The sequence below is a fragment of the Mesomycoplasma lagogenitalium genome (genome assembly GCF_029854295.1).
In the GTDB taxonomy this organism is placed as follows: domain Bacteria; phylum Bacillota_I; class Bacilli_A; order Mycoplasmatales; family Metamycoplasmataceae; genus Mesomycoplasma_A; species Mesomycoplasma_A lagogenitalium.
The window spans coordinates 874,083-896,475 of the sequence record NZ_CP122979.1 but is presented as its reverse complement, the minus strand read 5'-3'; the positions used below and the strand labels follow the sequence as shown (position 1 = coordinate 896,475).

32 protein-coding genes and 2 rRNA genes are annotated in these 22,393 nt (G+C 31.8%); all 34 read left to right on the top strand.

Translation table 4 applies throughout. The annotated features are described in order from the left end of the window. Window positions 1-2: 2 nt before the first annotated feature. The 34 genes from QEG99_RS03975 (at window position 3) to rpsK (ending at window position 22,391) form a co-directional block, all read left to right on the top strand. Window positions 3-812 (top strand): ABC transporter ATP-binding protein, encoded by an 810-nt coding sequence (locus QEG99_RS03975; RefSeq protein ID WP_280101894.1) that lies wholly within the window; start codon window positions 3-5, stop codon window positions 810-812. Next, window positions 812-1,594: a hypothetical protein gene (locus tag QEG99_RS03970; protein WP_280101893.1), complete on the top strand. Its 783-nt coding sequence runs from the start codon at window positions 812-814 to the stop codon at window positions 1,592-1,594. The genes QEG99_RS03975 and QEG99_RS03970 overlap by 1 nt, the downstream gene beginning before the upstream one ends. Continuing rightward, on the top strand, window positions 1,594-2,007 hold the full coding sequence (locus QEG99_RS03965; protein ID WP_280101892.1) for a CinA family protein: 414 nt from the start codon (window positions 1,594-1,596) through the stop codon (window positions 2,005-2,007). The genes QEG99_RS03970 and QEG99_RS03965 overlap by 1 nt, the downstream gene beginning before the upstream one ends. An 80-nt stretch (window positions 2,008-2,087) precedes the next feature. Continuing rightward, entirely contained in the window at window positions 2,088-3,071 is a 984-nt protein-coding gene (gene recA / locus QEG99_RS03960; protein WP_280101891.1) for a recombinase RecA, read from the top strand. A 19-nt stretch (window positions 3,072-3,090) separates the two neighbouring features. Beyond that, complete coding sequence (locus tag QEG99_RS03955) at window positions 3,091-3,906, top strand: TIGR00282 family metallophosphoesterase (protein WP_280102372.1); 816 nt, start codon at window positions 3,091-3,093, stop codon at window positions 3,904-3,906. 215 nt (window positions 3,907-4,121) lie between these two features. After that, window positions 4,122-5,649: ribosomal RNA gene (locus tag QEG99_RS03950) — 16S ribosomal RNA — on the top strand. Window positions 5,650-5,957: 308 nt separating this feature from the next. Next, window positions 5,958-8,848: ribosomal RNA gene (locus QEG99_RS03945) — 23S ribosomal RNA — on the top strand. Together the 16S and 23S rRNA genes form the textbook arrangement of a ribosomal RNA operon. A 241-nt stretch (window positions 8,849-9,089) precedes the next feature. Next, on the top strand, window positions 9,090-9,395 hold the full coding sequence (gene rpsJ / locus QEG99_RS03940; protein WP_280101890.1) for a 30S ribosomal protein S10: 306 nt from the start codon (window positions 9,090-9,092) through the stop codon (window positions 9,393-9,395). A gap of 13 nt (window positions 9,396-9,408) precedes the next feature. Next, window positions 9,409-10,209 carry a 50S ribosomal protein L3 gene (gene rplC, locus QEG99_RS03935; protein WP_280101889.1) on the top strand — a complete coding sequence of 267 codons (801 nt, stop codon included), beginning with the start codon at window positions 9,409-9,411 and terminating at the stop codon, window positions 10,207-10,209. After that, window positions 10,209-10,916, top strand: coding sequence for a 50S ribosomal protein L4 (gene rplD / locus QEG99_RS03930; RefSeq protein WP_280101888.1), 708 nt, complete (start codon window positions 10,209-10,211; stop codon window positions 10,914-10,916). Before rplC ends, rplD begins: the two co-directional genes overlap by 1 nt. Then, a complete protein-coding gene (gene rplW, locus QEG99_RS03925) occupies window positions 10,916-11,320 on the top strand; it encodes a 50S ribosomal protein L23 (protein ID WP_280101887.1) in 405 nt (134 codons plus the stop codon). Before rplD ends, rplW begins: the two co-directional genes overlap by 1 nt. 40 nt (window positions 11,321-11,360) lie before the next feature. Beyond that, window positions 11,361-12,206 carry a 50S ribosomal protein L2 gene (rplB, locus tag QEG99_RS03920; protein ID WP_280101886.1) on the top strand — a complete coding sequence of 282 codons (846 nt, stop codon included), beginning with the start codon at window positions 11,361-11,363 and terminating at the stop codon, window positions 12,204-12,206. Then, entirely contained in the window at window positions 12,206-12,481 is a 276-nt protein-coding gene (gene rpsS / locus QEG99_RS03915; protein WP_280101885.1) for a 30S ribosomal protein S19, read from the top strand. The genes rplB and rpsS overlap by 1 nt, the downstream gene beginning before the upstream one ends. Then, window positions 12,481-12,816: a 50S ribosomal protein L22 gene (gene rplV, locus QEG99_RS03910; protein ID WP_280101884.1), complete on the top strand. Its 336-nt coding sequence runs from the start codon at window positions 12,481-12,483 to the stop codon at window positions 12,814-12,816. The genes rpsS and rplV overlap by 1 nt, the downstream gene beginning before the upstream one ends. Before the next feature lie 9 nt (window positions 12,817-12,825). After that, window positions 12,826-13,476, top strand: coding sequence for a 30S ribosomal protein S3 (gene rpsC, locus QEG99_RS03905; protein WP_280101883.1), 651 nt, complete (start codon window positions 12,826-12,828; stop codon window positions 13,474-13,476). Beyond that, a complete protein-coding gene (gene rplP / locus QEG99_RS03900) occupies window positions 13,476-13,901 on the top strand; it encodes a 50S ribosomal protein L16 (protein ID WP_280101882.1) in 426 nt (141 codons plus the stop codon). The genes rpsC and rplP overlap by 1 nt, the downstream gene beginning before the upstream one ends. Further along, on the top strand, window positions 13,901-14,107 hold the full coding sequence (rpmC, locus tag QEG99_RS03895; RefSeq protein ID WP_280101881.1) for a 50S ribosomal protein L29: 207 nt from the start codon (window positions 13,901-13,903) through the stop codon (window positions 14,105-14,107). Before rplP ends, rpmC begins: the two co-directional genes overlap by 1 nt. Next, on the top strand, window positions 14,107-14,376 hold the full coding sequence (gene rpsQ, locus QEG99_RS03890; protein ID WP_280101880.1) for a 30S ribosomal protein S17: 270 nt from the start codon (window positions 14,107-14,109) through the stop codon (window positions 14,374-14,376). The genes rpmC and rpsQ overlap by 1 nt, the downstream gene beginning before the upstream one ends. Further along, a complete protein-coding gene (rplN, locus tag QEG99_RS03885; RefSeq protein ID WP_280101879.1) occupies window positions 14,376-14,744 on the top strand; it encodes a 50S ribosomal protein L14 in 369 nt (122 codons plus the stop codon). Before rpsQ ends, rplN begins: the two co-directional genes overlap by 1 nt. A 17-nt stretch (window positions 14,745-14,761) precedes the next feature. Continuing rightward, window positions 14,762-15,082, top strand: a complete 321-nt coding sequence (rplX, locus tag QEG99_RS03880; protein ID WP_318034609.1) for a 50S ribosomal protein L24 — start codon at window positions 14,762-14,764, stop codon at window positions 15,080-15,082. 10 nt (window positions 15,083-15,092) lie between these two features. Further along, entirely contained in the window at window positions 15,093-15,638 is a 546-nt protein-coding gene (gene rplE / locus QEG99_RS03875; protein WP_280101877.1) for a 50S ribosomal protein L5, read from the top strand. An 8-nt stretch (window positions 15,639-15,646) separates the two neighbouring features. Then, window positions 15,647-15,832, top strand: a complete 186-nt coding sequence (locus tag QEG99_RS03870) for a type Z 30S ribosomal protein S14 (protein ID WP_280101876.1) — start codon at window positions 15,647-15,649, stop codon at window positions 15,830-15,832. A 2-nt stretch (window positions 15,833-15,834) separates the two neighbouring features. Beyond that, window positions 15,835-16,233 carry a 30S ribosomal protein S8 gene (gene rpsH, locus QEG99_RS03865; protein WP_280101875.1) on the top strand — a complete coding sequence of 133 codons (399 nt, stop codon included), beginning with the start codon at window positions 15,835-15,837 and terminating at the stop codon, window positions 16,231-16,233. Between the two features lie 3 nt (window positions 16,234-16,236). Continuing rightward, window positions 16,237-16,776 carry a 50S ribosomal protein L6 gene (rplF, locus tag QEG99_RS03860; RefSeq protein ID WP_280101874.1) on the top strand — a complete coding sequence of 180 codons (540 nt, stop codon included), beginning with the start codon at window positions 16,237-16,239 and terminating at the stop codon, window positions 16,774-16,776. An 18-nt stretch (window positions 16,777-16,794) separates the two neighbouring features. Beyond that, the gene (gene rplR / locus QEG99_RS03855) at window positions 16,795-17,148 is read left to right on the top strand and encodes a 50S ribosomal protein L18 (protein WP_280101873.1); all 354 of its coding nucleotides are present in this window, start codon (window positions 16,795-16,797) and stop codon (window positions 17,146-17,148) included. A gap of 2 nt (window positions 17,149-17,150) precedes the next feature. Further along, window positions 17,151-17,810: a 30S ribosomal protein S5 gene (rpsE, locus tag QEG99_RS03850; RefSeq protein WP_280101872.1), complete on the top strand. Its 660-nt coding sequence runs from the start codon at window positions 17,151-17,153 to the stop codon at window positions 17,808-17,810. Window positions 17,811-17,824: 14 nt separating this feature from the next. After that, complete coding sequence (rplO, locus tag QEG99_RS03845; RefSeq protein WP_280101871.1) at window positions 17,825-18,268, top strand: 50S ribosomal protein L15; 444 nt, start codon at window positions 17,825-17,827, stop codon at window positions 18,266-18,268. A gap of 1 nt (window position 18,269) precedes the next feature. Continuing rightward, entirely contained in the window at window positions 18,270-19,709 is a 1,440-nt protein-coding gene (secY, locus tag QEG99_RS03840) for a preprotein translocase subunit SecY (protein ID WP_280101870.1), read from the top strand. Then, window positions 19,703-20,347, top strand: a complete 645-nt coding sequence (locus QEG99_RS03835) for an adenylate kinase family protein (protein WP_280101869.1) — start codon at window positions 19,703-19,705, stop codon at window positions 20,345-20,347. The genes secY and QEG99_RS03835 overlap by 7 nt, the downstream gene beginning before the upstream one ends. Continuing rightward, window positions 20,347-21,096 (top strand): type I methionyl aminopeptidase, encoded by a 750-nt coding sequence (map, locus tag QEG99_RS03830; protein ID WP_280101868.1) that lies wholly within the window; start codon window positions 20,347-20,349, stop codon window positions 21,094-21,096. The genes QEG99_RS03835 and map overlap by 1 nt, the downstream gene beginning before the upstream one ends. 188 nt (window positions 21,097-21,284) lie before the next feature. Then, window positions 21,285-21,500 carry a translation initiation factor IF-1 gene (gene infA / locus QEG99_RS03825; RefSeq protein ID WP_280101867.1) on the top strand — a complete coding sequence of 72 codons (216 nt, stop codon included), beginning with the start codon at window positions 21,285-21,287 and terminating at the stop codon, window positions 21,498-21,500. 9 nt (window positions 21,501-21,509) lie between these two features. Next, a complete protein-coding gene (gene rpmJ / locus QEG99_RS03820; protein WP_280101866.1) occupies window positions 21,510-21,623 on the top strand; it encodes a 50S ribosomal protein L36 in 114 nt (37 codons plus the stop codon). Window positions 21,624-21,632: 9 nt separating this feature from the next. Then, window positions 21,633-22,001: a 30S ribosomal protein S13 gene (gene rpsM / locus QEG99_RS03815; protein ID WP_280101865.1), complete on the top strand. Its 369-nt coding sequence runs from the start codon at window positions 21,633-21,635 to the stop codon at window positions 21,999-22,001. Between the two features lie 3 nt (window positions 22,002-22,004). After that, window positions 22,005-22,391, top strand: a complete 387-nt coding sequence (rpsK, locus tag QEG99_RS03810) for a 30S ribosomal protein S11 (protein WP_280101864.1) — start codon at window positions 22,005-22,007, stop codon at window positions 22,389-22,391. Window positions 22,392-22,393 lie beyond the last annotated feature (2 nt).

Genomic DNA, 22,393 nt, shown 5'->3' with positions numbered 1-22,393 from the left:
TTATGGAAAAGAATGTTTTAGTTGAATTAATAGATGTATCTAAAGTTTATAAATTTAAAAAAGTTTTAAATAAGATCAATTTTAAAATTCATAGCGGAGAAAGAATTGCTCTTTTAGGAGGTAATGGTTCAGGAAAATCAACATTAGTGGAAATAATAGGAAAAATTAGAGAAAAAACTTCGGGAGAAATTAAATATAATCCTAATTTAAGAGTTGGATTTCAATTTCAAGAATCTAAATATCCCAATTCAATAACCGTTAAAATGGTAATTGATTTTTATAAAGATACTTTTCCTGATAGTTCTGCTAATTCAATTAGTGATGAGCACATTCAAAATTTATTAAAATTATTTAGATTAGAAGTTTATTTAAATAAAAGAATTTCCAAATTATCAGGAGGAGAACAACAAAGATTAAATATTTTATTAGCATTAATAAATAGTCCTAATTTTTTAATTTTAGATGAATTATCTACAGGTTTAGATATTAAAATTAAAAGAGAAGTAATGGAATATATTACAAACTATTTAAATTTAAATCCTGAATGTGCCTTGATTTTAATTACACATAATCCTCCTGAGGTGAAAAAAATGTGTAATAAATTAATTATTTTAGATAACGGAAATTTTGTCGAAAATAGAGAAATTAGCACAATTGAGAAAGAAGAAAATTTAAATTTAGATGAATATTTAGAAAATGTATTTAACAAACTTTATAAAAAGGATGATAAAGTTTATCAAATACCGGATAAAATGAAATATTCTTCAAAATCATTATTTTCAAAGATTTTTAAAAAGAAAGGAGGTAAATAATGTTAGCTATTTTTAAATTTATAAATACATATTTTTGAAAAAGTATTATTGGTCCTATTTTCATTTTTTTATTTCCAATAATGACAATGGGTACACAAGGTTTATCTGCGATTTTGCTTTCAAGTTTTTCAAAAACAGCAGCCAATTCAGTGCTTAAAGATATAAATTTTTCTACTGTTTATTTTTCTTTATTATCAAATGGTATTTTGGTATTTTCGATGCTTATTGTTAGTTTCAAAAGAACGACACTAGTAAAAAGGATTGCCGCTATAGGGGTTAATAAATTTTATTTTCTATTAGCTGCTATTTCTTATCAATTTATTTGAGCAATTTTAACTATATTATTTATACCAATTATTAGTTTCTTTTTATTTGGTTTTTATGAATTTACCGATCGTTCATTGATATTTAATTCAGGATATTACAAAGCCATTCCATTTATGTTATTACTATTTTTAGTTTCGTCAGGAATCGGGTTATTATTTGCATCTATTTTTAATAATTCTATAGCTAGCAATATTGTTTCATTTATTTTTATTCAAATAATTAATATAATTACAACTTTATCTCCGGCACTCAAAGATAATTCAACATTTCAAGCAATAGAATTATTTTTACCAACTAGTTATTCTATTATTCCGATGAAATCAATTATGAGCACTAATCTTTATTCATCATTTTTTACTTCCGATAATTGAAAATCATATGTTTTCCCAATAGCTAGTTTAGCATTTGTGGGATTATCATTAGGACTTTCTTTAAAACTATTTAAATGATACTAATGAATAATAATACAAAAAAAATTACAATCGCTTCAGTCGAATCATTTACAGGGGGTGCTTTTTCAGCAAAAATTGTTTCAACTCCAGGAGCATCTGCTTATTTTAAAGGATCATTAGTAACATATTGAAATGAAATTAAAGAAAAATTAAATGTAGATACATCTTTAGGAGTTGTAAATGAAAAGGTAGCACTTTCAATGGCGCTTAATGGCAAAAAATTTTTTAATGTTGATTATTGTTTTGCTTTTACTGGCAATGCTGGTCCTGATGTTTTAGATCAAAAACCAGTTGGAGAAGTTTATATTGCTATTAATGACAAAGTTATAAAATTGTTATTAAAGGGTAATAGAAAGGAAATAATTAATCAAGCAGTTGAATATGCTTATAACGAGTTTTTACGCTTAAAAATTTAGGAAAAATCGCCTGTTTTTCCTAAATTTGTTTATTTTTTAGCTAAAATCGCAATTTTTTGTCATATATATTGGAGGTTAAAATGACAGATAATAAAGCATTAAAAAATGCAATAAGTGAAATTGAAAAAAGATTTGGTAAAGAAGCAATTATGCTTTTAGGCGATAAACCACCTGTAGATGCAGAGGTTTTTTCATCAGGTTCATTGGCAATTGATCACGCTTTGGGAATCAAAGGATTTCCAAAGGGAAGAATAATTGAAATTTTTGGACCTGAATCATCTGGTAAAACTACAATAAGTTTGCATGCAATTGCTGAAATTCAAAAAGAAGGTGGTATAGCAGCATTTATTGATGCTGAGCACTCAATCGATCCTACTTATGCTAAAAATTTAGGAATTAATATTGACAATTTAATTTTATCGCAACCCGATTCAGGTGAACAAGCATTAGAAATTGTTGATACACTTGTTAAAACTGGTGCTATAGATTTAATTGTTGTAGATTCGGTAGCTGCACTAGTTCCAGAAGCAGAATTAAATGGCGAAATGAAAGATCAAACAATTGGAGCGCAAGCTAGATTGATGTCTAAAGCACTAAGAAAAATCACTGGTTCATTAAACAAAAATAAAACTACAGTTATTTTTATTAATCAAATCAGGGAAAAAGTGGGGATAATTTTTGGTAATCCAGAAACAACTCCAGGCGGTCGTGCTTTAAAATTTTATTCATCGATCAGAATGGAAGTAAGAAAATCTACTCAATTAACTACTGGAAGTGATATTACTGGTAATTTAGTTAAAATAAAAATAGTAAAAAATAAATTAGCTGTTCCATTTAAAACAGCGAATGTTGAAATTATTTTTTCACAAGGAATTTCTAAATTTGCAGAAATAGCACAATTAGCAGAGGATTATGGAATTTTAGTTAAAAAAGGTGCCTGATATTCTTATAACGGTGAAAATATTGCCCAAGGAAAAACCAATTTACGTCTTTATTTAGAAAATTCACTTTCATTTTTTGAAGAATTAAAAAATAGAGTTATTGAAAAACTTAGTGAAAATTAGTTTTTAGGTTAAAATATAAATTATGAAAAAAGGAATTGGAATTCTTTTTATTGGTGATGTTTTTGGAAAACCCGGAATTAATAATTTAGAAAAAAATATACCTTTATTAAAAGAAAAATATAAAATTGATTTTATAATCGCTCAAGGCGAAAATGTTTCAGGTCGTAAAGGACTAAACGAAAATGATTATTTACAATTAAAAAAAATTGGAATTAATGCAATTACTTTAGGAAATCATGTTTGAGCTGATGAAAACATTTATAAAATAATTGATAATCCAGAAATCATTAGACCTTATAATATAAATAAAAATTATAAAGGTCATGGAACATCCGTTTTTACAGTTAATGGATATAAATTAAGAATCACTTCGATGCTCGGAATTACATTTAATAAATTATTATTTCCTTGAAACGAAGAAACTGCTGATAATTTTTTTGATGCATTTGATCAAATTTATAAAAAAGATCAAGTGGAAAAAAATGTTGATTTTCACATTATAGACTTTCATGCTGAAACTACATCGGAAAAAAGTGTTTTTGGTTTATATGTTGATGGTAAGGTAGATGCATTTATTGGAACTCATACTCATATTCAAACTAACGATGCAAAAATTTTGCCCAATGGTACATTATATATAACAGATGCAGGAATGACTGGTCCGATGAACGCAGCGATCGGTGCTAATTTTGATGAAGTTTATCAGAGAATGAGATACGAAAAGAAAATTAAATTTACAGTTTCTAAAAATAAAACTCAATTTAATGGAGTATATTTAAAATTATCAAAAGATCAAAAAAGAAAAAAAATCATTCCAATTTCTCTAGATTTTTAAATAACTTTATAAAAGCAGGTGCTATGCCTGCTTTTTTTATTAAAAATATTTTGATTTTATTTTAAATGTAGTAAAATTAAAAGGCATTAAAAAAAGCAATTATTAAAAAAATAAAAAATATTTTGTTTTTTAAAAATATTGTGTATAATGATTAATGCAATTTAAAAGCATAGATCTTTCAAAACTAGATACAAAAACCATAATACATTCAAATCAATTTCAAGAGTTTGATCCTGGCTCAGGATGAACGCTGGCTGTGTGCCTAATACATGCATGTTGAACGAAGCAGTGCTTGCACTGACTTAGTAGCGAATGGGTGAGTAACACGTACCTAACCTACCTTTAAGATTGGGATAACTATTGGAAACAGTAGCTAATACCAAATATGGGGTTCTTTCGCATGAAAGAGCCTTAAAAGAAGCCCTTAAAGCTTCACTTAGAAATGGGGGTGCGGAACATTAGTTAGTTGGTAGGGTAAAGGCCTACCAAGACGATGATGTTTAGCCGGGCCGAGAGGCTGTACGGCCACACTGGGACTGAGATACGGCCCAGACTCCTACGGGAGGCAGCAGTAGGGAATTTTCCACAATGAGCGAAAGCTTGATGGAGCGACACAGCGTGCAGGATGAAGGCCTTCGGGTTGTAAACTGCTGTTGCAAGGGAAGAAAAAATAAGATAGGAAATGATCTTTAATTGACGGTACCTTGTTAGAAAGCGATGGCTAACTATGTGCCAGCAGCCGCGGTAATACATAGGTCGCGAGCGTTATCCGGAATTATTGGGCGTAAAGAGTTCGTAGGTTGTTTGTTAAGTCTGAAGTTAAATACTGGAGCTCAACTCCAGCCCGCTTTGGATACTGGCAAACTGGAATTGCAAAGAGGTTAGCGGAATTCCTAGTGAAGCGGTGGAATGCGTAGATATTAGGAAGAACACCAATAGGCGAAGGCAGCTAACTGGTTGTATATTGACACTGAGGAACGAAAGCGTGGGGAGCAAACAGGATTAGATACCCTGGTAGTCCACGCCGTAAACGATGATCATTAGTTGGTAGAAAAATTTACCGACGCAGCTAACGCAGTAAATGATCCGCCTGAGTAGTATGCTCGCAAGAGTGAAACTTAAAGGAATTGACGGGGACCCGCACAAGCGGAGGAGCATGTGGTTTAATTTGAAGATACGCGTAGAACCTTACCCACTCTTGACATCCCTTGCAATGCTATAGAGATATAGCGGAGGTTAACAAGGTGACAGATGGTGCATGGTTGTCGTCAGCTCGTGTCGTGAGATGTTAGGTTAAGTCCTGCAACGAGCGCAACCCTTGTCTTTAGTTACTAATATTAAGTTAAGGACTCTAGAGAGACTGCCTGGGTAACCAGGAGGAAGGTGGGGACGACGTCAAATCATCATGCCTCTTACGAGTGGGGCAACACACGTGCTACAATGGTTGGTACAAAGAGAAGCAATATGGTGACATGGAGCAAACCTCAAAAAACCAATCTCAGTTCGGATTGAAGTCTGCAACTCGACTTCATGAAGTCGGATTCGCTAGTAATCGCAGATCAGCTACGCTGCGGTGAATACGTTCTCGGGTCTTGTACACACCGCCCGTCACACCATGGGAGTTGGTAATGCCCGAAGCCGGTTAGTTAACTTCGGAGACGACTGTCTAAGGCAGGATCGATGACTGGGGTGAAGTCGTAACAAGGTATCCCTACGAGAACGTGGGGATGGATCACCTCCTTTCTACGGAGTACAAAGACATCTTTTAAATTTGGCGTATTTCAAAATCCTTTATTTAAAAATTAATTAATATAAAGTAAAGGTTATTATGGGCTTAGCCAAAAAGTTTTGTATCTAGTTTTGAAAGATTTATCTTTTAAATTCAATAGTTCTTTGAAAACTGAATAGCAAATATTTGAATAATTTCAAAATATTTCAACAACGACATTAAAAAATAAACCGAGTCTAACTGTTAAAGTTAGCAAAATAAATTAGATACCTTAGATATATAAATCTAAACAATAGGCTTAAAAAATACAAGTTATATTAGCTTTTAAATAAGTAAGAGTATATGGTGGATGCCTTGGGTCTGGAAGTCGATGAAGGACGTGAATACCTGCGATAAGCCTCGTGGAGCTGGATTGCGCTGTGATACGGGGATTTCCGAATGGGGGAACCTAACTAGATAAACTCTAGTTGATTTATAATGAATCCATAGTTATAAATGCGAGACACGTTGTGAACTGAAACATCTTAGTAGCAACAGGAAAAGAAAATAAATAATGATTTCGTTAGTAGTGGCGAGCGAATGCGAAAGAGCCCAAACCATCAATTAGATGGGGTTGTAGGACATTCTATATAGAGTTACAAAAATTTATTATAGTTGAAAAAGTTGGGAAGCTTTGACAAAGAGGGTGATATCCCCGTAAACGAAATAATAGATTCTCTTGAGTGTATCCTGAGTAGGGCGGGGCACGTGAAACCCTGTCTGAATCTGCCGGGACCACCCGGTAAGGCTAAATACTAACCAGACACCGATAGTGAAACAGTACCGTGAGGGAAAGGTGAAAAGAACCCCGGGAGGGGAGTGAAATAGATTCTGAAACCGTATACTTACAATTAGTCAGAGCCCGTTAATGGGTGATGGCGTACATCTTGCAGTATGGGCCGGCGAGTTATGTTAACATGCGAGGTTAAGTGGAAAAAAACGGAGCCGTAGGGAAACCGAGTCTTAATAGGGCGCTTTAGTATGTTGATATATACCCGAAACCAGGTGATCTATCCATGAGCAGACTGAAGCTTAGGTAAAACTAAGTGGAGGGTCGAACCGTAGTACGCTAAAAAGTGCCCGGATGACTTGTGGATAGCGGTGAAATTCCAATCGAACCTGGAGATAGCTGGTTCTCCTCGAAATAGCTTTAGGGCTAGCGTGTAGTGTTAAGCATTGGGGGTAGAGCACTGAATATGGAATGGCGGCGCCTAGCTGTACTGACTATAATCAAACTCCGAATACCAGTGTGTATTACTATGCAGTCGGAACATGGGTGATAACGTCCGTGGTCGCGAGGGAAACAACCCAGATCGTCAGCTAAGGTCCCAAAATTATGTTAAGTGAGAAAGGTTGTGAGGTTTCCTAAACAACTAGGATGTTGGCTTAGAAGCAGCCATCATTTAAAGAGTGCGTAATTGCTCACTAGTCAAGAGATCTTGCGCCAATAATGTAACGGGACTAAACATAATACCGAAGCTACGGGTACGAAAGTACGTTAGAGGAGCGTTCTAAGTGGCGGTGAAGCTAAACCGCGAGGATTAGTGGAGTACTTAGAAGTGAGAATGCCGGCATGAGTAACGATTCGGAGTGAGAATCTCCGACGCCTATTGGGAAAGGTTTCCTGGGGAAGGTTCGTCCACCCAGGGTTAGTCAGGACCTAAGATGAGGCAGACATGCATAGTCGATGGATAATAGGTTAATATTCCTATACTTCCTATAAAAGTGATGGAGTGACGGAGAAGGATAATACTACCACTTATTGGATTGTGGGGTAAGCAACAAGAAGGATAGTTTGGCAAATCCGGCTATCATAACTTTGAGTTGTGATGCATAGTGAAAGAGCAATCAAGTAGCGAATTGTATGATTTCATGCTTCCAAGAAAAGCTTCTAACGCTAATTTTATAGGAACCTGTACCGAGAACGGACACACGTTCCCAAGATGAGTATTCTAAGGCGAGCGAGAAAACCAATGTTAAGGAACTCTGCAAAATTATCCCGTAAGTTCGCAAGAAGGGATGCCTACTTTAAGTAGGCCACAGTAAAATGGGGGGGGTGACTGTTTATCAAAAACACAGCTCTCTGCTAAGTCGCAAGACGATGTATAGGGGGTGACGCCTGCCCAGTGCCCGAAGGTTAAGTGGAGCTGTAAGCATTAGCGAAGCAGTAAAATGAAGCCCGGGTGAACGGCGGCCGTAACTATAACGGTCCTAAGGTAGCGAAATTCCTTGTCAACTAATTATTGACCTGCACGAAAGGCGTAACAATCTCCCCACTGTCTCAACATTGGACTCGGTGAAATTATGGTCCCAGTGAAAACGCTGGGTACCCGCATCAAGACGAAAAGACCCCGTGGAGCTTTACTATAGCTTCGTATTGAAAATTGGTCTAACATGTGTAGGATAGGTGGGAGACTTTGAAGTAAGGACGCCAGTTCTTATGGAGTCAACCTTGAAATACCACCCTTGTTATATTGATTTTCTAACTTGCTTCCATTATCTGGAAGGAGGACAGTGCGTGGTAGGTAGTTTGACTGGGGCGGTCGCCTCCTAAAAGGTAACGGAGGCGTTCAAAGTTACACTCAGTATGGTCAGAAACCATATGAAGAGCGCAAAGGTAGAAGTGTGATTGACTGTGAGACCTACAAGTCGAGCAGGTGCGAAAGCAGGACTTAGTGATCCGGCGGTACATTGTGGAATGGCCGTCGCTCAACGGATAAAAGCTACCCCGGGGATAACAGGCTTATCTTCCCCAAGAGATCACATCGACGGGAAGGTTTGGCACCTCGATGTCGGCTCATCGCATCCTGGAGCTGGAGTCGGTTCCAAGGGTTTGGCTGTTCGCCAATTAAAGCGGTACGCGAGCTGGGTTCAGAACGTCGTGAGACAGTTCGGTCCCTATCTGATGTGGGCGTTGGAATATTGATGAGAGCTGCTCTTAGTACGAGAGGACCGGAGTGGACGTACCACTGGTGCTCCAGTTGTTTCGCCAGAAGCACAGCTGGGTAGCTAAGTACGGAAAGGATAACCGCTGAAGGCATCTAAGCGGGAAGCCTCCTCAGAGATTAATGTTCCCTTGAAATTCCTTATAGACGATGAGGTTGATAGGTTGGAAGTGTAAGTGTAGTAATACATTCAGCTGACCAATACTAATAAATTGATTGATTTAATAGCTAAATATTTAGGTATTTAATTTATAGAAAAACAAAGTTTAATTTGCTATTCAGTTTTGAAAGAACTAGGCTCCTAAAAAGGAGTTTTTTTCTTCTGTTTTTTGAAAAATATTATATAATTTAAAAGTTAATTTAGACGTTGAAACATAAGGTTGTGATACTCCGAACTTAGTTGTTATTCGTTGTACAGTTTTTATGTGGAGTCTAGTTCATAAAATGAACAGAAAGGAACAACATTTTATATGAGCAAATTAAAAGTTAAAGTTAAAGCATTTGATCATAAAATAGTAGATAGTGCAGCTTTAAAAATAGTTTCTTTACTAAAAGAAGCTAAAGCAAGTTATAGTGGACCAGTTCCATTGCCTACAAAAAAAGAAATATTTACTATTTTAAGATCTGTTCATGTTAACAAAACATCACGTGAACAATTTGAGCAAAGAACACATCAAAGATTAATTGTTATTAATAGTGTTAATAGTGCTTTAATGGATAAAATTAAAAGATTAGAATTACCAACAGGTGCTCAAATTCTAATAGAAACAAAATAAATAAGGAGAAACAATGAAAGGAATCTTAGGAAAAAAAGTTGGTATGACACAACTTTATACAGATTCTGGTGCATTATTACCAGTAACTGTTATAGAAGTTCAGCCTAATGTAGTTACTCAAGTTTTCACAAAAGATAAAGATGGCTACGATGCACTACAATTAGGTTTAGAAAATAAAAAGAATTCTAGACAAACCAAACCTGAACAAGGTCATTTTAAAAAAGCAAATACAACACCTAAGCGCTTCGTAAAAGAAATTAGAGGAATGAATGGTTTTGAATTAGGACAAACTGTTGATTCATCAATTTTTTCTGTTGGTGATTTAGTCGATGTTACTGGAACTTCGAAAGGAAAAGGTTTTGCAGGAACAATTAAAAGATACAATCAAGCAATTGGTCCTAAATCTCATGGTGGTGGTGGTGGATCACAACCAATAAGACAAACTGGTTCTTTAGGAGATATTTCAGGAAATAAAGTTGTTAAAGGTATGACAATGCCTGGTCAACTAGGTAATGTAAAAACAACAATTCAAAATTTAGAAATAATAAAAATTGATGTAAAAAACAACATATTAGTAGTTAAAGGGTCAATACCAGGACCTAAAAAATCATATGTTGTTATTAAATCATCTGCAAAACAAGTTCCTTCTAAAGAGGGAGTAAAATTAGTTAATTTAGCTGAAGCAATAGAAAAAAATCATTTATTTGAACAAGCTAAAAAATACAATGTTGAATTACATATGGAAATGTCTTTAGAAGAAATGAAAAAAATAATTGATGAAGCAGAGAAAAAAGCAGAAGAGGAGAATAAATAATGGCTGAAACAAAGAAAACAACTGTTAAAAAAACAGCAAGTAGTTCTAAAACTACAAAAACTTCAGCACCTAGAAAAACTCCAGTAAAAACATCTAAATCTGCTACTACTGTAAAAGTAGAAAAAACTTTTGATTTACCAAAAAGTGTGTTCGGATTAGATAAATTTTATAGCCAAGCTGTTTTCGATACAATAATAGCTGAAAGAGCTTCAAGAAGACAAGGAACACATAAAGTTAAAAACAGAGCTGAAGTTAGCGGAACAGGTAAAAAACCTTGAAGACAAAAAGGAACAGGTAGAGCAAGAGCAGGTTCTATGAGATCGCCTATTTGAGTAGGTGGAGGTAGAGCATTCGGTCCTACAGTAGAAAGAAATTATAATTTAAAAGTTAATAAAAAAGTAAGAAGTTTAGCTTTATTTTCAGCATTAAGTGAATTAGCTAAAAATAACCAAGTAATAGTTTCAGATGTTAAAGTTGAAAAATATTCAACAAAAGAATTGCTTTCCCAACTTTCAGCATTGAAATTAAATCAATTAAGACATATACTACTTGTTTCAAACGATGAAAAAACATTTATATCAGGTAGAAATCTTCAAAATTTAGTAATTAGAAAAGTTAGTTCACTATTAGTTGAAGATTTAATACAAGCTGATGTTTTAGTTATTAGTCAAGAAGATATTAAATATTTAGAAGGGTTGGTTAAATAATGAATATAAACGAAATAATTAAATATCCAATCTTAACTGAAAAAACATATAAAAGAATGAATGAAGGTGTTTATGTATTTGCTGTTGACAAAAGAGTAAATAAATCTGAAGTTAAAAAAGCAGTAGAATATATTTTCGATGTTAAAGTTGAAAAAGTAAACATTTTTAATGTTCCTAAAAGACCAACTAAATTAGGAAGATTTAACGGATTTACAAAAGCCTTTAAAAGAGCGATTGTTAAATTAGAAGCCGGTCAACAAATCAACATACTTTCTGAAGATACTCCAGTTGCAGAAGAAGCTGAAATTATCAAACCACAAGTTCAAAAAGATAAAAAAGAAATGTCCGATGTTGAGAAAAAAGTAGCTGAAAAAATAGCGGCAAAAGAAAAAAATAAAAAATAATAACTTTAAAGATAACAATATTTTAGAGTAAGGAGAAAAAATGGCACTTAAACATTATAAGCCAACTTCCAACGGTCGTCGTGGAATGTCTTCTCTTGATTATAAACAAAATTTATCAGGACATGCTCCTGAAAAAAGTCTACTAGTGATTTTAAATAAAAAATCAGGAAGAAATAATCAAGGAAAAATTACCACCCGTCATAAAGGTGGAAGAAATAAAAGAAAATATCGTATTATTGATTTTAAAAGAAATAAAGATAATATTCCAGCAATTGTAAAAACTATTGAATACGATCCAAATAGATCGGCTAACATTTCTTTATTAGCATATGCCGATGGGGAAAAACGTTATATTTTATCACCTAAAGATTTAAAAGTAGGTCAAACAGTGGTTTCTGGAGAAAATGTTGATATTTTAGTAGGTAATTCATTACCTTTAGCTAACATACCTGAAGGTACAGTTGTTCACAATGTGGAAATGCAACCAGGTGGTGGTGGAATTATTGCTCGTTCTGCAGGTTCATCAGCACAAATTTTAGGTAAAGATGAAGATGGAAAATATGTTGTTTTAAAATTAAAATCAGGAGAATTTAGAAGAATATTAGCAAAATGTAGAGCTACAGTTGGTGTAGTAGGAAATGAAGAACATTCATTAGTTAATATTGGTAAAGCAGGAAGAAACAGACACTTAGGAATTAGACCAACAGTTCGTGGATCTGTAATGAACCCTGTTGATCACCCACACGGAGGAGGGGAAGGTAAACAACCTATCGGTAGAAAATCACCACTTACTCCATGAGGTAAAAAAGCTCTTGGTGTTAAAACAAGAAACAACAAAAAATCTTCAACAAAATTGATTATAAGAAGAAGAAAGGAAAGTAAATAATGGCTAGATCACTTAAAAAAGGTCCATTTGCTGATGCATCATTGTTAAAAAAAGTTGCATTAATGAATGAACAAAAAAATAAAAAACCAATTAAAACTTGATCTAGAAGATCAACCATTTTCCCTGAATTTGTGGGATTAACTTTCCAAGTTCATAATGGAAAAATATTTAATGATGTTTTTGTTACAGATGATATGGTAGGACATAAGTTAGGAGAATTTTCTCCAACAAGAACTTATACAGGACATGGTGCAGATAAAGGGAAGAAAAAATAATGGAATCAGTAGCAAAAGTTAAAATGCAAAGAGTGTCGCCTAGAAAAGCGCGTCTAGTAGCTGATTTATTCCGTTATAAAAATACAGAAGAAGCACTATCAATCTTACATAATACAAACAAAAAATCATCTAAATTATTTATTAAATTATTAAATTCTGCAATTGCAGGCGCAGTTAATAATAAAGGTATGGACGGTAATTCGCTATATGTTAGTGATGTACAAGTTAATGAAGGTCCAACATATAAAAGATTTCAACCTAGATCAAAAGGTACAGCATATTCAATATTTAAAAGAACATCACATTTATCAATAACAGTTAAAGAAAGAAAATAGGAGATAAAAATGGGACAAAAAGTTAATCCAAACGGTTTTAGATTTGGAGTTACCAAAAAACACAATGTAAATTGATATGCTGATAAGTCAAATTTTGCTTCTTATTTACTTGAAGATGTAAAAATTAGAGAATATGTTGAAAAATTTGTTAGAGAATACCAAATTGGAAAAGTTGAAATCAAAAGAGATCAAAATAATAAAGTTACTTTAATTATTCACACCGCAAAACCTGGAGTAGTTTTAGGACAAGGTGGAGAAACAGTTAAAAAATTAACTTCTGATATTCAAAAATATGTAAAAAACAAAAAACTAGTTTTAAATATCGAAGTTTTAGAAATAGCAAAACCAGAATTAAATGCTCGTTTAGCAGCTGAACAAATTGCTATTAAATTAGAAAATAGAGGATCATTTAGAGTTGCTCAAAAAACAGCTATTAAAATCGCATTAAAAGCTGGAGCTAAAGGTATTAAAACCCAAGTTTCAGGAAGACTTAACGGTGTAGAAATGGCTCGTTCAGAAGGTTATTCAGAAGGAGAAATGAAATTACATACATTAAGACAAAATGTTGATTATGCTCAAGCAACTGCCCACACCACATATGGAGCATTAGGTGTTAAAGTTTGAATTTCTCTAGGAGAGGTTAAAGAAGGTGAAAAATAATGTTACAACCTAAAAGAACCAAATATAGAAGAAATTTTAGAATTTCACACGATAAAAGAGAAGCATATAAAGGTAATAAAGTTTCATTTGGAGAATTTGGATTACAAGCAATTACTTCTTCATGAGTAACTGCTAGACAAATTGAATCAGCAAGGATTGCTATTACAAGAAGAATGGGACGTGAAGGACAAGTTATTATTAGAATTTTCCCTCATTTATCATTAACTTCTAAACCAATTGGTGTTCGTATGGGTTCAGGAAAAGGATCGCCTGAAAAATGAGTAGCAGTTGTTAAAGTTAATACAGTTATGTTTGAAGTATCTGGAGTTAAAGAAGAAGTAGCAAGAGATGCTTTAAGACTTGGTGGACACAAATTACCAGTTAAATGAAAAATTATTACAAAAAATGAAGAGGGAGATAAATAATGGAATTCAAAGAATTAAAAAATAAATCTCTTTCAGATTTACAAAATCTAGTAAATGAATATAAAGCTGAACTATTTTTACTAAGATTTCAAAACAAAACATCACAACTTGATAAAACTCATAAAATTAGTGAAATTAAGAAAAACATCGCAAGAGTTTTAACAGCAATTAAACTACAAGAAAAAGCATCAAAGGAAGTTAAATAATGGAAAGAAAAAATGCTAGAAAATCATTAATTGGTAAAGTAGTTTCTGATAAAAATCAAAAAACTATTATTGTAGCAGTTGATACATATATTAAACACCCATTATATGGAAAAAGATTTAAAGTTACTAAAAAATTCGCTACACACGATGAAAAAGAAGAAGCTTCATTGGGAGATATTGTTAAAATCAGTGAAACTAGACCTTTTTCAAAAACTAAAACTTTTAGATTAGTTGAAATTCGTGAAAAAGCAAAAGAAGGAGTTGAATAATGGTTCAAGAACTTTCTAGATTAGTTGTAGCAGATAATTCAGGTGCTAAAGAAGTTGGTTTAATTAGAAACTTAGGTGGTTCAGTTAAAAAATCATCTAATATTGGTGATGTTATTGTATGTTCAGTAAAAAAAGCTCTTCCAAACGGAATAGTTAAAGAAGGACAAGTAGTAAAAGCAGTTATAGTTCGTACTACTTATGGAATCAAGAGAAAAAATGGTTCTCATATTAAATTTGATGATAATGCTGTTGTTATTATTAAAGAAGATGGTTCTCCAAGAGGAACTCGTGTTTTTGGACCTATAGCTCGTGAAATTAGAGATAAAGGATATTCTAAAATTGTTTCACTTGCTCCAGAAGTTTTATAAAGAGAAAGGAATAGTTGATGAAAATTAGAAAAAATGATGAAGTAGTAATTATTTCAGGTTCTCATAAAGGTAAAACTGGACAAGTTTTAGAAGTATTTCCAAAAACACAAAAAGTTATTGTAAAAGATATTAATAAAATTACAAAACATAATAAACCATCTCAACAGAAAACAGAAGGTGGAATTGAAGTATATGAAGCGCCAATTCATGTATCTAAAGTTGCACTATTAGTAAAAAAAGCTTCTAAAGATAAACCAGCACAATATTCAAAAATAGGATATAAAATTGAAGGTAATAAAAAATCTCGTGTTGTTAAAAAAACAGGGAAAACAATTTAGGTAGGTTAATATGACATTAAAAGATAAATATGAAAAAGAAGTTAAAAAACTACTTGTAGAAAAATTTGGTTATAAATCACCAATGCAATTACCTAAAATTGAAAAAATTATTTTAAATATGACAGCTGGAAAAGAAGTTACAAATTCAAAAGCTATTGAAGAAGTTATGAACGAATTGGCATTAATTTCTGGTCAAAAACCTTCACAAACAGTAGCTAAAAAATCATTGGCTTCATGAAAACTACGTGAAGGAATGCCAATGGGAGGAAAAGTTACATTAAGAAGAGAAAAAATGTGAGATTTTTTAAATAAATTAATTAATGTAGCAATTCCAAGAATTAGAGATTTTAGAGGAGTAAATCCTAAAGCATTTGATGGTAGAGGTAATTACTCTTTAGGTGTTAAAGAAGAAATTATTTTTCCAGAAATTAGTTTCGATAAAATAAGAAAAATTAAGGGATTAGATGTAATTATTGTAACAACTGCAAAAACAAATGAAGAAGCAAGATTTTTATTAGAAAAATTAGGAATGCCTTTCGGTAAGGCTGAAAAATAAGGGGAACAATGGCAAAACAATCATTAAAAGTTAAAGCAAAAAAACATCAAAAATTCAAAGTTAGAGAATATACAAGATGCGAATTATGTGGTCGTCCACATGCTGTTTTAAGAAAATTTAAAATATGTCGTATTTGTTTCAGAAAATTAGCACACGAAGGAAAAATTCCTGGTATTAAGAAAGCGAGTTGATAATTATGGCTATAATTACAGATTCAATTGCAGATATGATAGTAAGAATCAAAAATGCATTCATGAGAAAACACAAAACAGTTGAAATCCCACATTCTAATAAAAAACACCAAATTCTCGATATTTTCAAAAGAGAAGGATACATTCAAGATTTTCAAGCAGTAGGAGAAGGTGTATCTAAAAAACTTGTTGTTGAATTAAAATACAAAGGGACAACAAGTGCAATTACAGGAATTAAAAGAATTTCAAAACCTGGATTAAAAGTTTATTCTTCTGTAAATAATTTACCTAAAGTACTTTCTGGTTATGGAACAGTTATTGTTTCTACATCAAAAGGATTTTTAACTGATAAAGAAGCAAGAAAGGAAAATGTTGGTGGTGAAATCATCGCTTACATTTGATAATCTATGTCTAGAGTTGGAAAAAGAGTTTTAACAATTCCTCAGGGAATTGAAGTAATTGTTAATAAAACAGAAGTAACAGTTAAAGGTAAATTAGGTACATTAGTTAAAAATTTTTCTCCATTAATTTTAATTAAAATCGATGGATCTTCATTAACTACCGAAAGAGTTAACGAAGAAAAACACACAAAACAATTACACGGAACCACCAATTCATTAATCGCCGGAATGATTGAAGGAGTTACTAATGGATTTGTGAAAGAATTGGAAATTAAAGGGGTTGGATATAAAGCGACTTTAAAAGATAATCAATTAGAAATTCTAGCTGGTTTTTCCCACCCTGTTTTAGTAGATATTCCAAGTTCATTAAAAGTGGAAGTTCCAAAACCTGTATCAGTAAAAGTATCAGGAATTGATAAACAAGAAGTAGGTCAATTAGCATCAGTTATTAGAGCAGTTAGAAAACCAAGTCCATATTCTGGAAAAGGAATTATGTACAAAGGTGAAATGATAAGACGTAAAGAAGGGAAAAAAGCTTCTAAATAGAGGTTAGGTTAATAAAATATGGCAAAATTATCAAGAAATCAAGCTAGAATTAAAAAACATAACAGAATTAAAGCAAAATTAGCTTTAGGAACTGCTATTAAACCTCGTTTATCAGTTTATAAATCTTTATCTAATTTTTATGCACAATTAATTGACGATAGTACAGGAAAAACATTAGCATCTGTTTCTACATTAAAAAATGCAGAATATGGTGGGAATATTAAAGCAGCTGAAAAAGTTGGAACCTTAATGGGTCAAAAAATTAATGAATTGAAAATTCAAAGCATTGTATTTGATCGTTCAGGATATATTTATCACGGAAGAGTTAAAGCATTTGCTGAAGCAGTAAGAAAAGAAGGGGTTAAATTTTAATAATGGAAAATAAACAAGAAGTTAAAAAAGAATTTGTTAAAAAAGCAGCTCCAACAAGAAAAATTGTTGCTCTAAAAGAAAATGCTTCTTCAAAAAACAAAGATGATAAAAAAGACGGAAAAGCAAATCGTAAATTTTCAAGAAAAAGAGATGTTAATAAACAAGCATTTCAATCAGAATTTGAAGAAAAAGTTATTGATATCGCTAGAGTTACAACAGTTGTTAAAGGTGGAAGAAGATTTTCATTTTCAGCATATGCTGTTGTAGGAAATAAAAAAGGAAAAGTTGGTTTTGGTCACGGAAAAGCTAACGAAGTACAAGACGCTATTAAAAAAGCAGTTAAAGATGCTCAAAACAATTTAATAACTGTTCCTATTGTTGATGTGGCAGCGACAGTTCCACATGAAATTACAGAAAAATTTTTAGCATCAAAAGTTATGTTAAAACCCGCTCCTAGAGGTAAGGGGATTATAGCTTCAGGAACAGTTCTTGCTGTTGTTGAATTAGCAGGATATTCAAACATTTATACAAAAACATATGGATCAAGAACAAAAGCAAATATTGTTAGGGCAACAGTAAATGCATTACAAAAACTTAGAACAGTAGAAAAAATTGCAGAACTAAGAGATGTTAGTGTTGAAGATCTTAATAGTAACAAATAATCCAGGAGGAATTTATGTCATTTAAATTACATTCATTAGTTAGTTCAGAAGGTTCAAGAAAAGAAAAGCACCGTAAAGGTCGTGGGCATGCAGCTGGTAAGGGTAAACAAGCTGGTAAAGGACAATCAGGACAAAAAAAACGTGGAAGTGTTAGACCTGGATTTGAAGGTGGTCAAAACCCATTATTTAGACGTTTACCAAAAATTGGGTTTAATAACATTAATAAAATTGAATATCAAATAGTTTCATTAGCAAAATTGGAGCAAAATTATAACGATGGGGATAAAGTTTCATTAGAGAGTTTATTTGAAAAAAGATTAGTTAGAAGAAAAACAATGCCTGTTAAATTACTAGCATCTGGTTCATTAACTAAAAAATTAACTATCGAAGTAAATTCCGTGTCAACAACTGCAAAAGAAGTGGTTGAAAAATTAGGGGGAACAGTAAATTTAGTTTAATATGTTTAGATTATTTAAAAAAGCTTGAAATTGAATTGTTTATAATGTGTCAAGAGCTTATTTAAATATTAAACATAAAATTCAAACTTTTTCTCGTGAAAAAGTATTAACCAAAAAAATATTATTTACAATTGGAATTTTATCAATTTTTGTAATTGCAGGAACTATCACTATGCCAGGTGTTGGTCTTAATAAAAATGCAACAATTGATGCTAATTCCTTTTTGGGAATAATTAATATTGTTGGTGGTGGTGGATTATCTAATTTTTCCATCGTCGCCTTGGGAATAGGTCCGTTTATTACATCATCATTAATTATGATGGTGGCGCAAACAAAACTATTTCCTCCTATACACCGCTTAAGTCAATCTGGACCGCTTGGGAGACGGAAAATAAATATAATAACTAGATTTTTAACAATTGCTGTTGCAATTGTTCAATCTATTGTTTTAATAAGAACTTTATTTGACAGTAATCAAATAACTAGTAGTTTTGTTTATTTACAAAATAATAGTAATTATTATAAATATTTTATTTTACCTTCTATTCTCATTGGCGGTTCTTTATTTTCTTTATTTTTAGGAGAACAAATTACTGATAAAGGTGTAGGAAACGGAACATCACTTTTAATTTTTTCAGGTATCATTGTTCAATTACCTGCAAAATTCCGTTCAGCCTATAGCTATTATATGGGTGGTGCTGAAAGTGGTGCTTTAATTAGCAATATAATCTTTTTTGGTGTATATATCATCGGATTTTTAGTTTTAATATTTATAATTTCTTATGTATATCTTGCAGAAAGAAAAATACCAATTCAGCAAACTGGAGCTGGAATGTCGAAGAACATTAAAGATATTTCAGTGTTACCAATTAAGGTAAATCCAGCAGGGGTAATGCCAATTATTTTTTCATTAATTGTTTTATCATTACCAACATTGATAGTTGGACTTTTAGATCCTTATACTTCAAGTACAAGATATTGAGTAGAAAGAAGTTTAAGATTAACAGATCCAATTGGATTTTCTATTTTTATTGTTATTACATTTTTATTTTCAATAGGAATGGGATTACAACAATCTAGAGTAGATAAAATTGCTGAAGATTTTGGGAAAAATTCAACATTTATTCCTGGAATAAGACCGGGTGAACAAACTGAAGATTATTTAATTTCAGTTGTTTTAAGACTTTCAATTTTTTCAGCATTTTATCTTGTAGCGATTGGTGCTACTGAACCTATTATGCAAATGTTAGGAATGCCACGAACAATAACTTATGGTGGAACTTCATTGATTATTTTAGTTTCAACAGCACTAGAAACTATGAGTCAAATAAAAGCGAGAAGAGAATCGGAAAAAATTTCTCATAAAAGAAAAAAAATAACTAAGTCAATTAACAAAAACAATAACAAAAACTTTAATAATAATGGAGATTTATTATGATAAAAAATTTAATTTTTCTGGGAGCTCCTGGAGTTGGTAAAGGAACTGCTGCTTCACTACTTTCCAAAAAAACAAATTTAGTTCATTTATCAACGGGAGAAATTTTCCGTTCAGCAATTAGGGAAAAAACAAAGTTAGGATTAGAATTAAAATCAATTGTTGAAAATGGATTTTATGTACCTGATGAAATTACTAATGCTATAGTTCAAGAAAAAATTGATGAATTATATACTAAAAATATTAATTTTATTCTTGACGGTTATCCCAGAACAGTCAATCAAGCAAACTTTTTAGAAAATTTAAAAAGTGCCAATATTGACAAAGTTATTTTGCTTGAAGCACCAAAAGATATTATCATCCAAAGATTAACTAAAAGACGTTATTGTCCTGTTTGCTCAACAACTTATCATCTAGATTTTAAACCTTCAGCAAAAGGTGAATTATGTGAAAAAGATGATACAAAGTTATTGCAAAGAGAAGATGATAAAGAAGAAGCAATAATGAAAAGATTGGAAGTTTATAATTCAGAAACTAAAATATTAATTAGTTTTTACGAAGAAAAAGGTATGTTAGTTAAACTTTCTGCTGTTTCATCGCCTGAAGAAATTGTAAATAATATTTTGCAAGAGTTAGAAAAATAATGAGCAATATAATTAAAAAAGATTCAGAAATAGAATTAATTAAAAAATCTTGTCAAATTTTAGCAGAAGTAAAAAAAATTGTTTATGATGCAGCCAAAGAGGGAGTATCACTTTTAGAATTAGATAAATTAGCTTATCAAGAAACTATCAAAAGAAATGCTGAACCAGCTTTTTTAGGTTATTTAAATTTTCCAAATACAATTTGTACCGCATTAAATGAAGAAGTAATTCATGGCATTCCTGATAATCGAATTTTAAAAAATGGCGATTTAATTTCTATTGATATGGGAGTTAAATATCAAGGATATTATTCCGATTCGGCTTTTAGTAAATCAATAGGCGAAAATAATTTTGAAAATTATAAACTTATTGAAGTAGCTAAGCGCGCATTTGATGCAGGTTTAAAAGCAATTAAACCTGGAGCAAGAGTTAATGACATTTCAAAAGCAATATATAAAGTGATTAAGGAAAATAATTTATTTACTCCATTAGAATTTTCCGGTCATGGAATAGGTAAACATTTACATGAAAAGCCTTATGTATATAACTATATAACTAATAATCAAGGGATGCTTTTAAAAGACAATATGGTTATTTGTATTGAACCAATGATTATTCAAGATAGTAATAAAGTTAAAATTTTAAAAGATGGTTGAACAGTAGTTTCTGCGTCAAACAAAAAAAGTGCTCATTACGAGCAAACTGTATTAATAAAAAATGGTAAGGGCATCATTTTAACAGAAAAGTAAGTAATAATAATTACTGAAATTTTAAAAATTTAGTATAATTTAAATTATATTTCAAATCCCTGGCAAAACTAAAAGGTTCAATAAGTCCAGGTATTTCTTTAAAAGGTTGCAATTACTTTTAAAGAGATAAATAAAAAACAATTGACATAATAATTAAAATAAAATTTAAAGAGGAGCTATTTTAATAAATGGCAAAAGATGCAATTAAAATGGCAGGTAAAGTAATTCATGCTCATAACGCAAGTGAATTTGATGTTTTATTAGAAAATAATTTAACAATCAGAGGTCATGTATCAGGAAAAATGAAATTACATCACATTAAAATTATTCCAGGTGATAAAGTTGATGTAGAAATTAGTCCTTATGATTTGAGCAAAGGTAGAATTGTTTATCGTCATAAATAAAGGAGACTTATGAAAGTAAGAGCGTCAGTCAAAAAAATGTGTAAAGACTGCAAAATCATTAAACGTAATGGTATTAATAGAATTATTTGTGTTTTACCTAAACACAAACAAAGACAAGGTTAAGGAGAAAAAATGGCTAGAATTTTAAACGTTGAAATTCCAAATAATAAAAGAGTTGTTATCTCTTTGACTTATATTTTTGGAATCGGAAAATCAAGAGCACAAGAAATTTTAAAGCAAGCTGAAATTAGCGAAGATATTCGTGTAAAAGATTTAAGCGAAGAACAATTATCAAAAATTAGAGATATAGCATCACAATATATGACTGAAGGTGATTTACGTCGTGAAGTTGCTATTAATATTAAAAGATTAATGGAAATTAAATGCTATAGAGGAATTAGACATAGAAAAGGAATGCCTGTTCGTGGTCAAGTTACTCAAAAGAATGCCCGTACAAGAAAAGGGCCTAGAAAAACAGTTGCTGGAAAGAAAGGTAAATAGGATATGGCTAGAAAAATTAAAAGAAAAAATATTACTAGCGGAATCGCTCACATTCATTCAACTCATCAAAATACAATTGTTACATTTTCAGATGAACAAGGGAATGTAATTGCTTGATCTTCGTCAGGTGCTATAGGATATAAAGGAACAAAGAAAAAAACTCCTTATGCTGCTGGTTTAGCAGCGGCTGCAGCATCAGAATCTGCAAAAGAACATGGTATTAAAGAAGTTAAAGTTGAAATTAAAGGTTTAGGTCCAGGAAAAGATGCAGCTAGAAAACAAATCGAAGTTTCAGGAATAACAGTTACTGAAGTTAAAGACGTAACACCAATTCCTCACAACGGAACAAGACCTCCAAGAAAAGTTATCAAAAGAGAAACAAAAAGATAGGA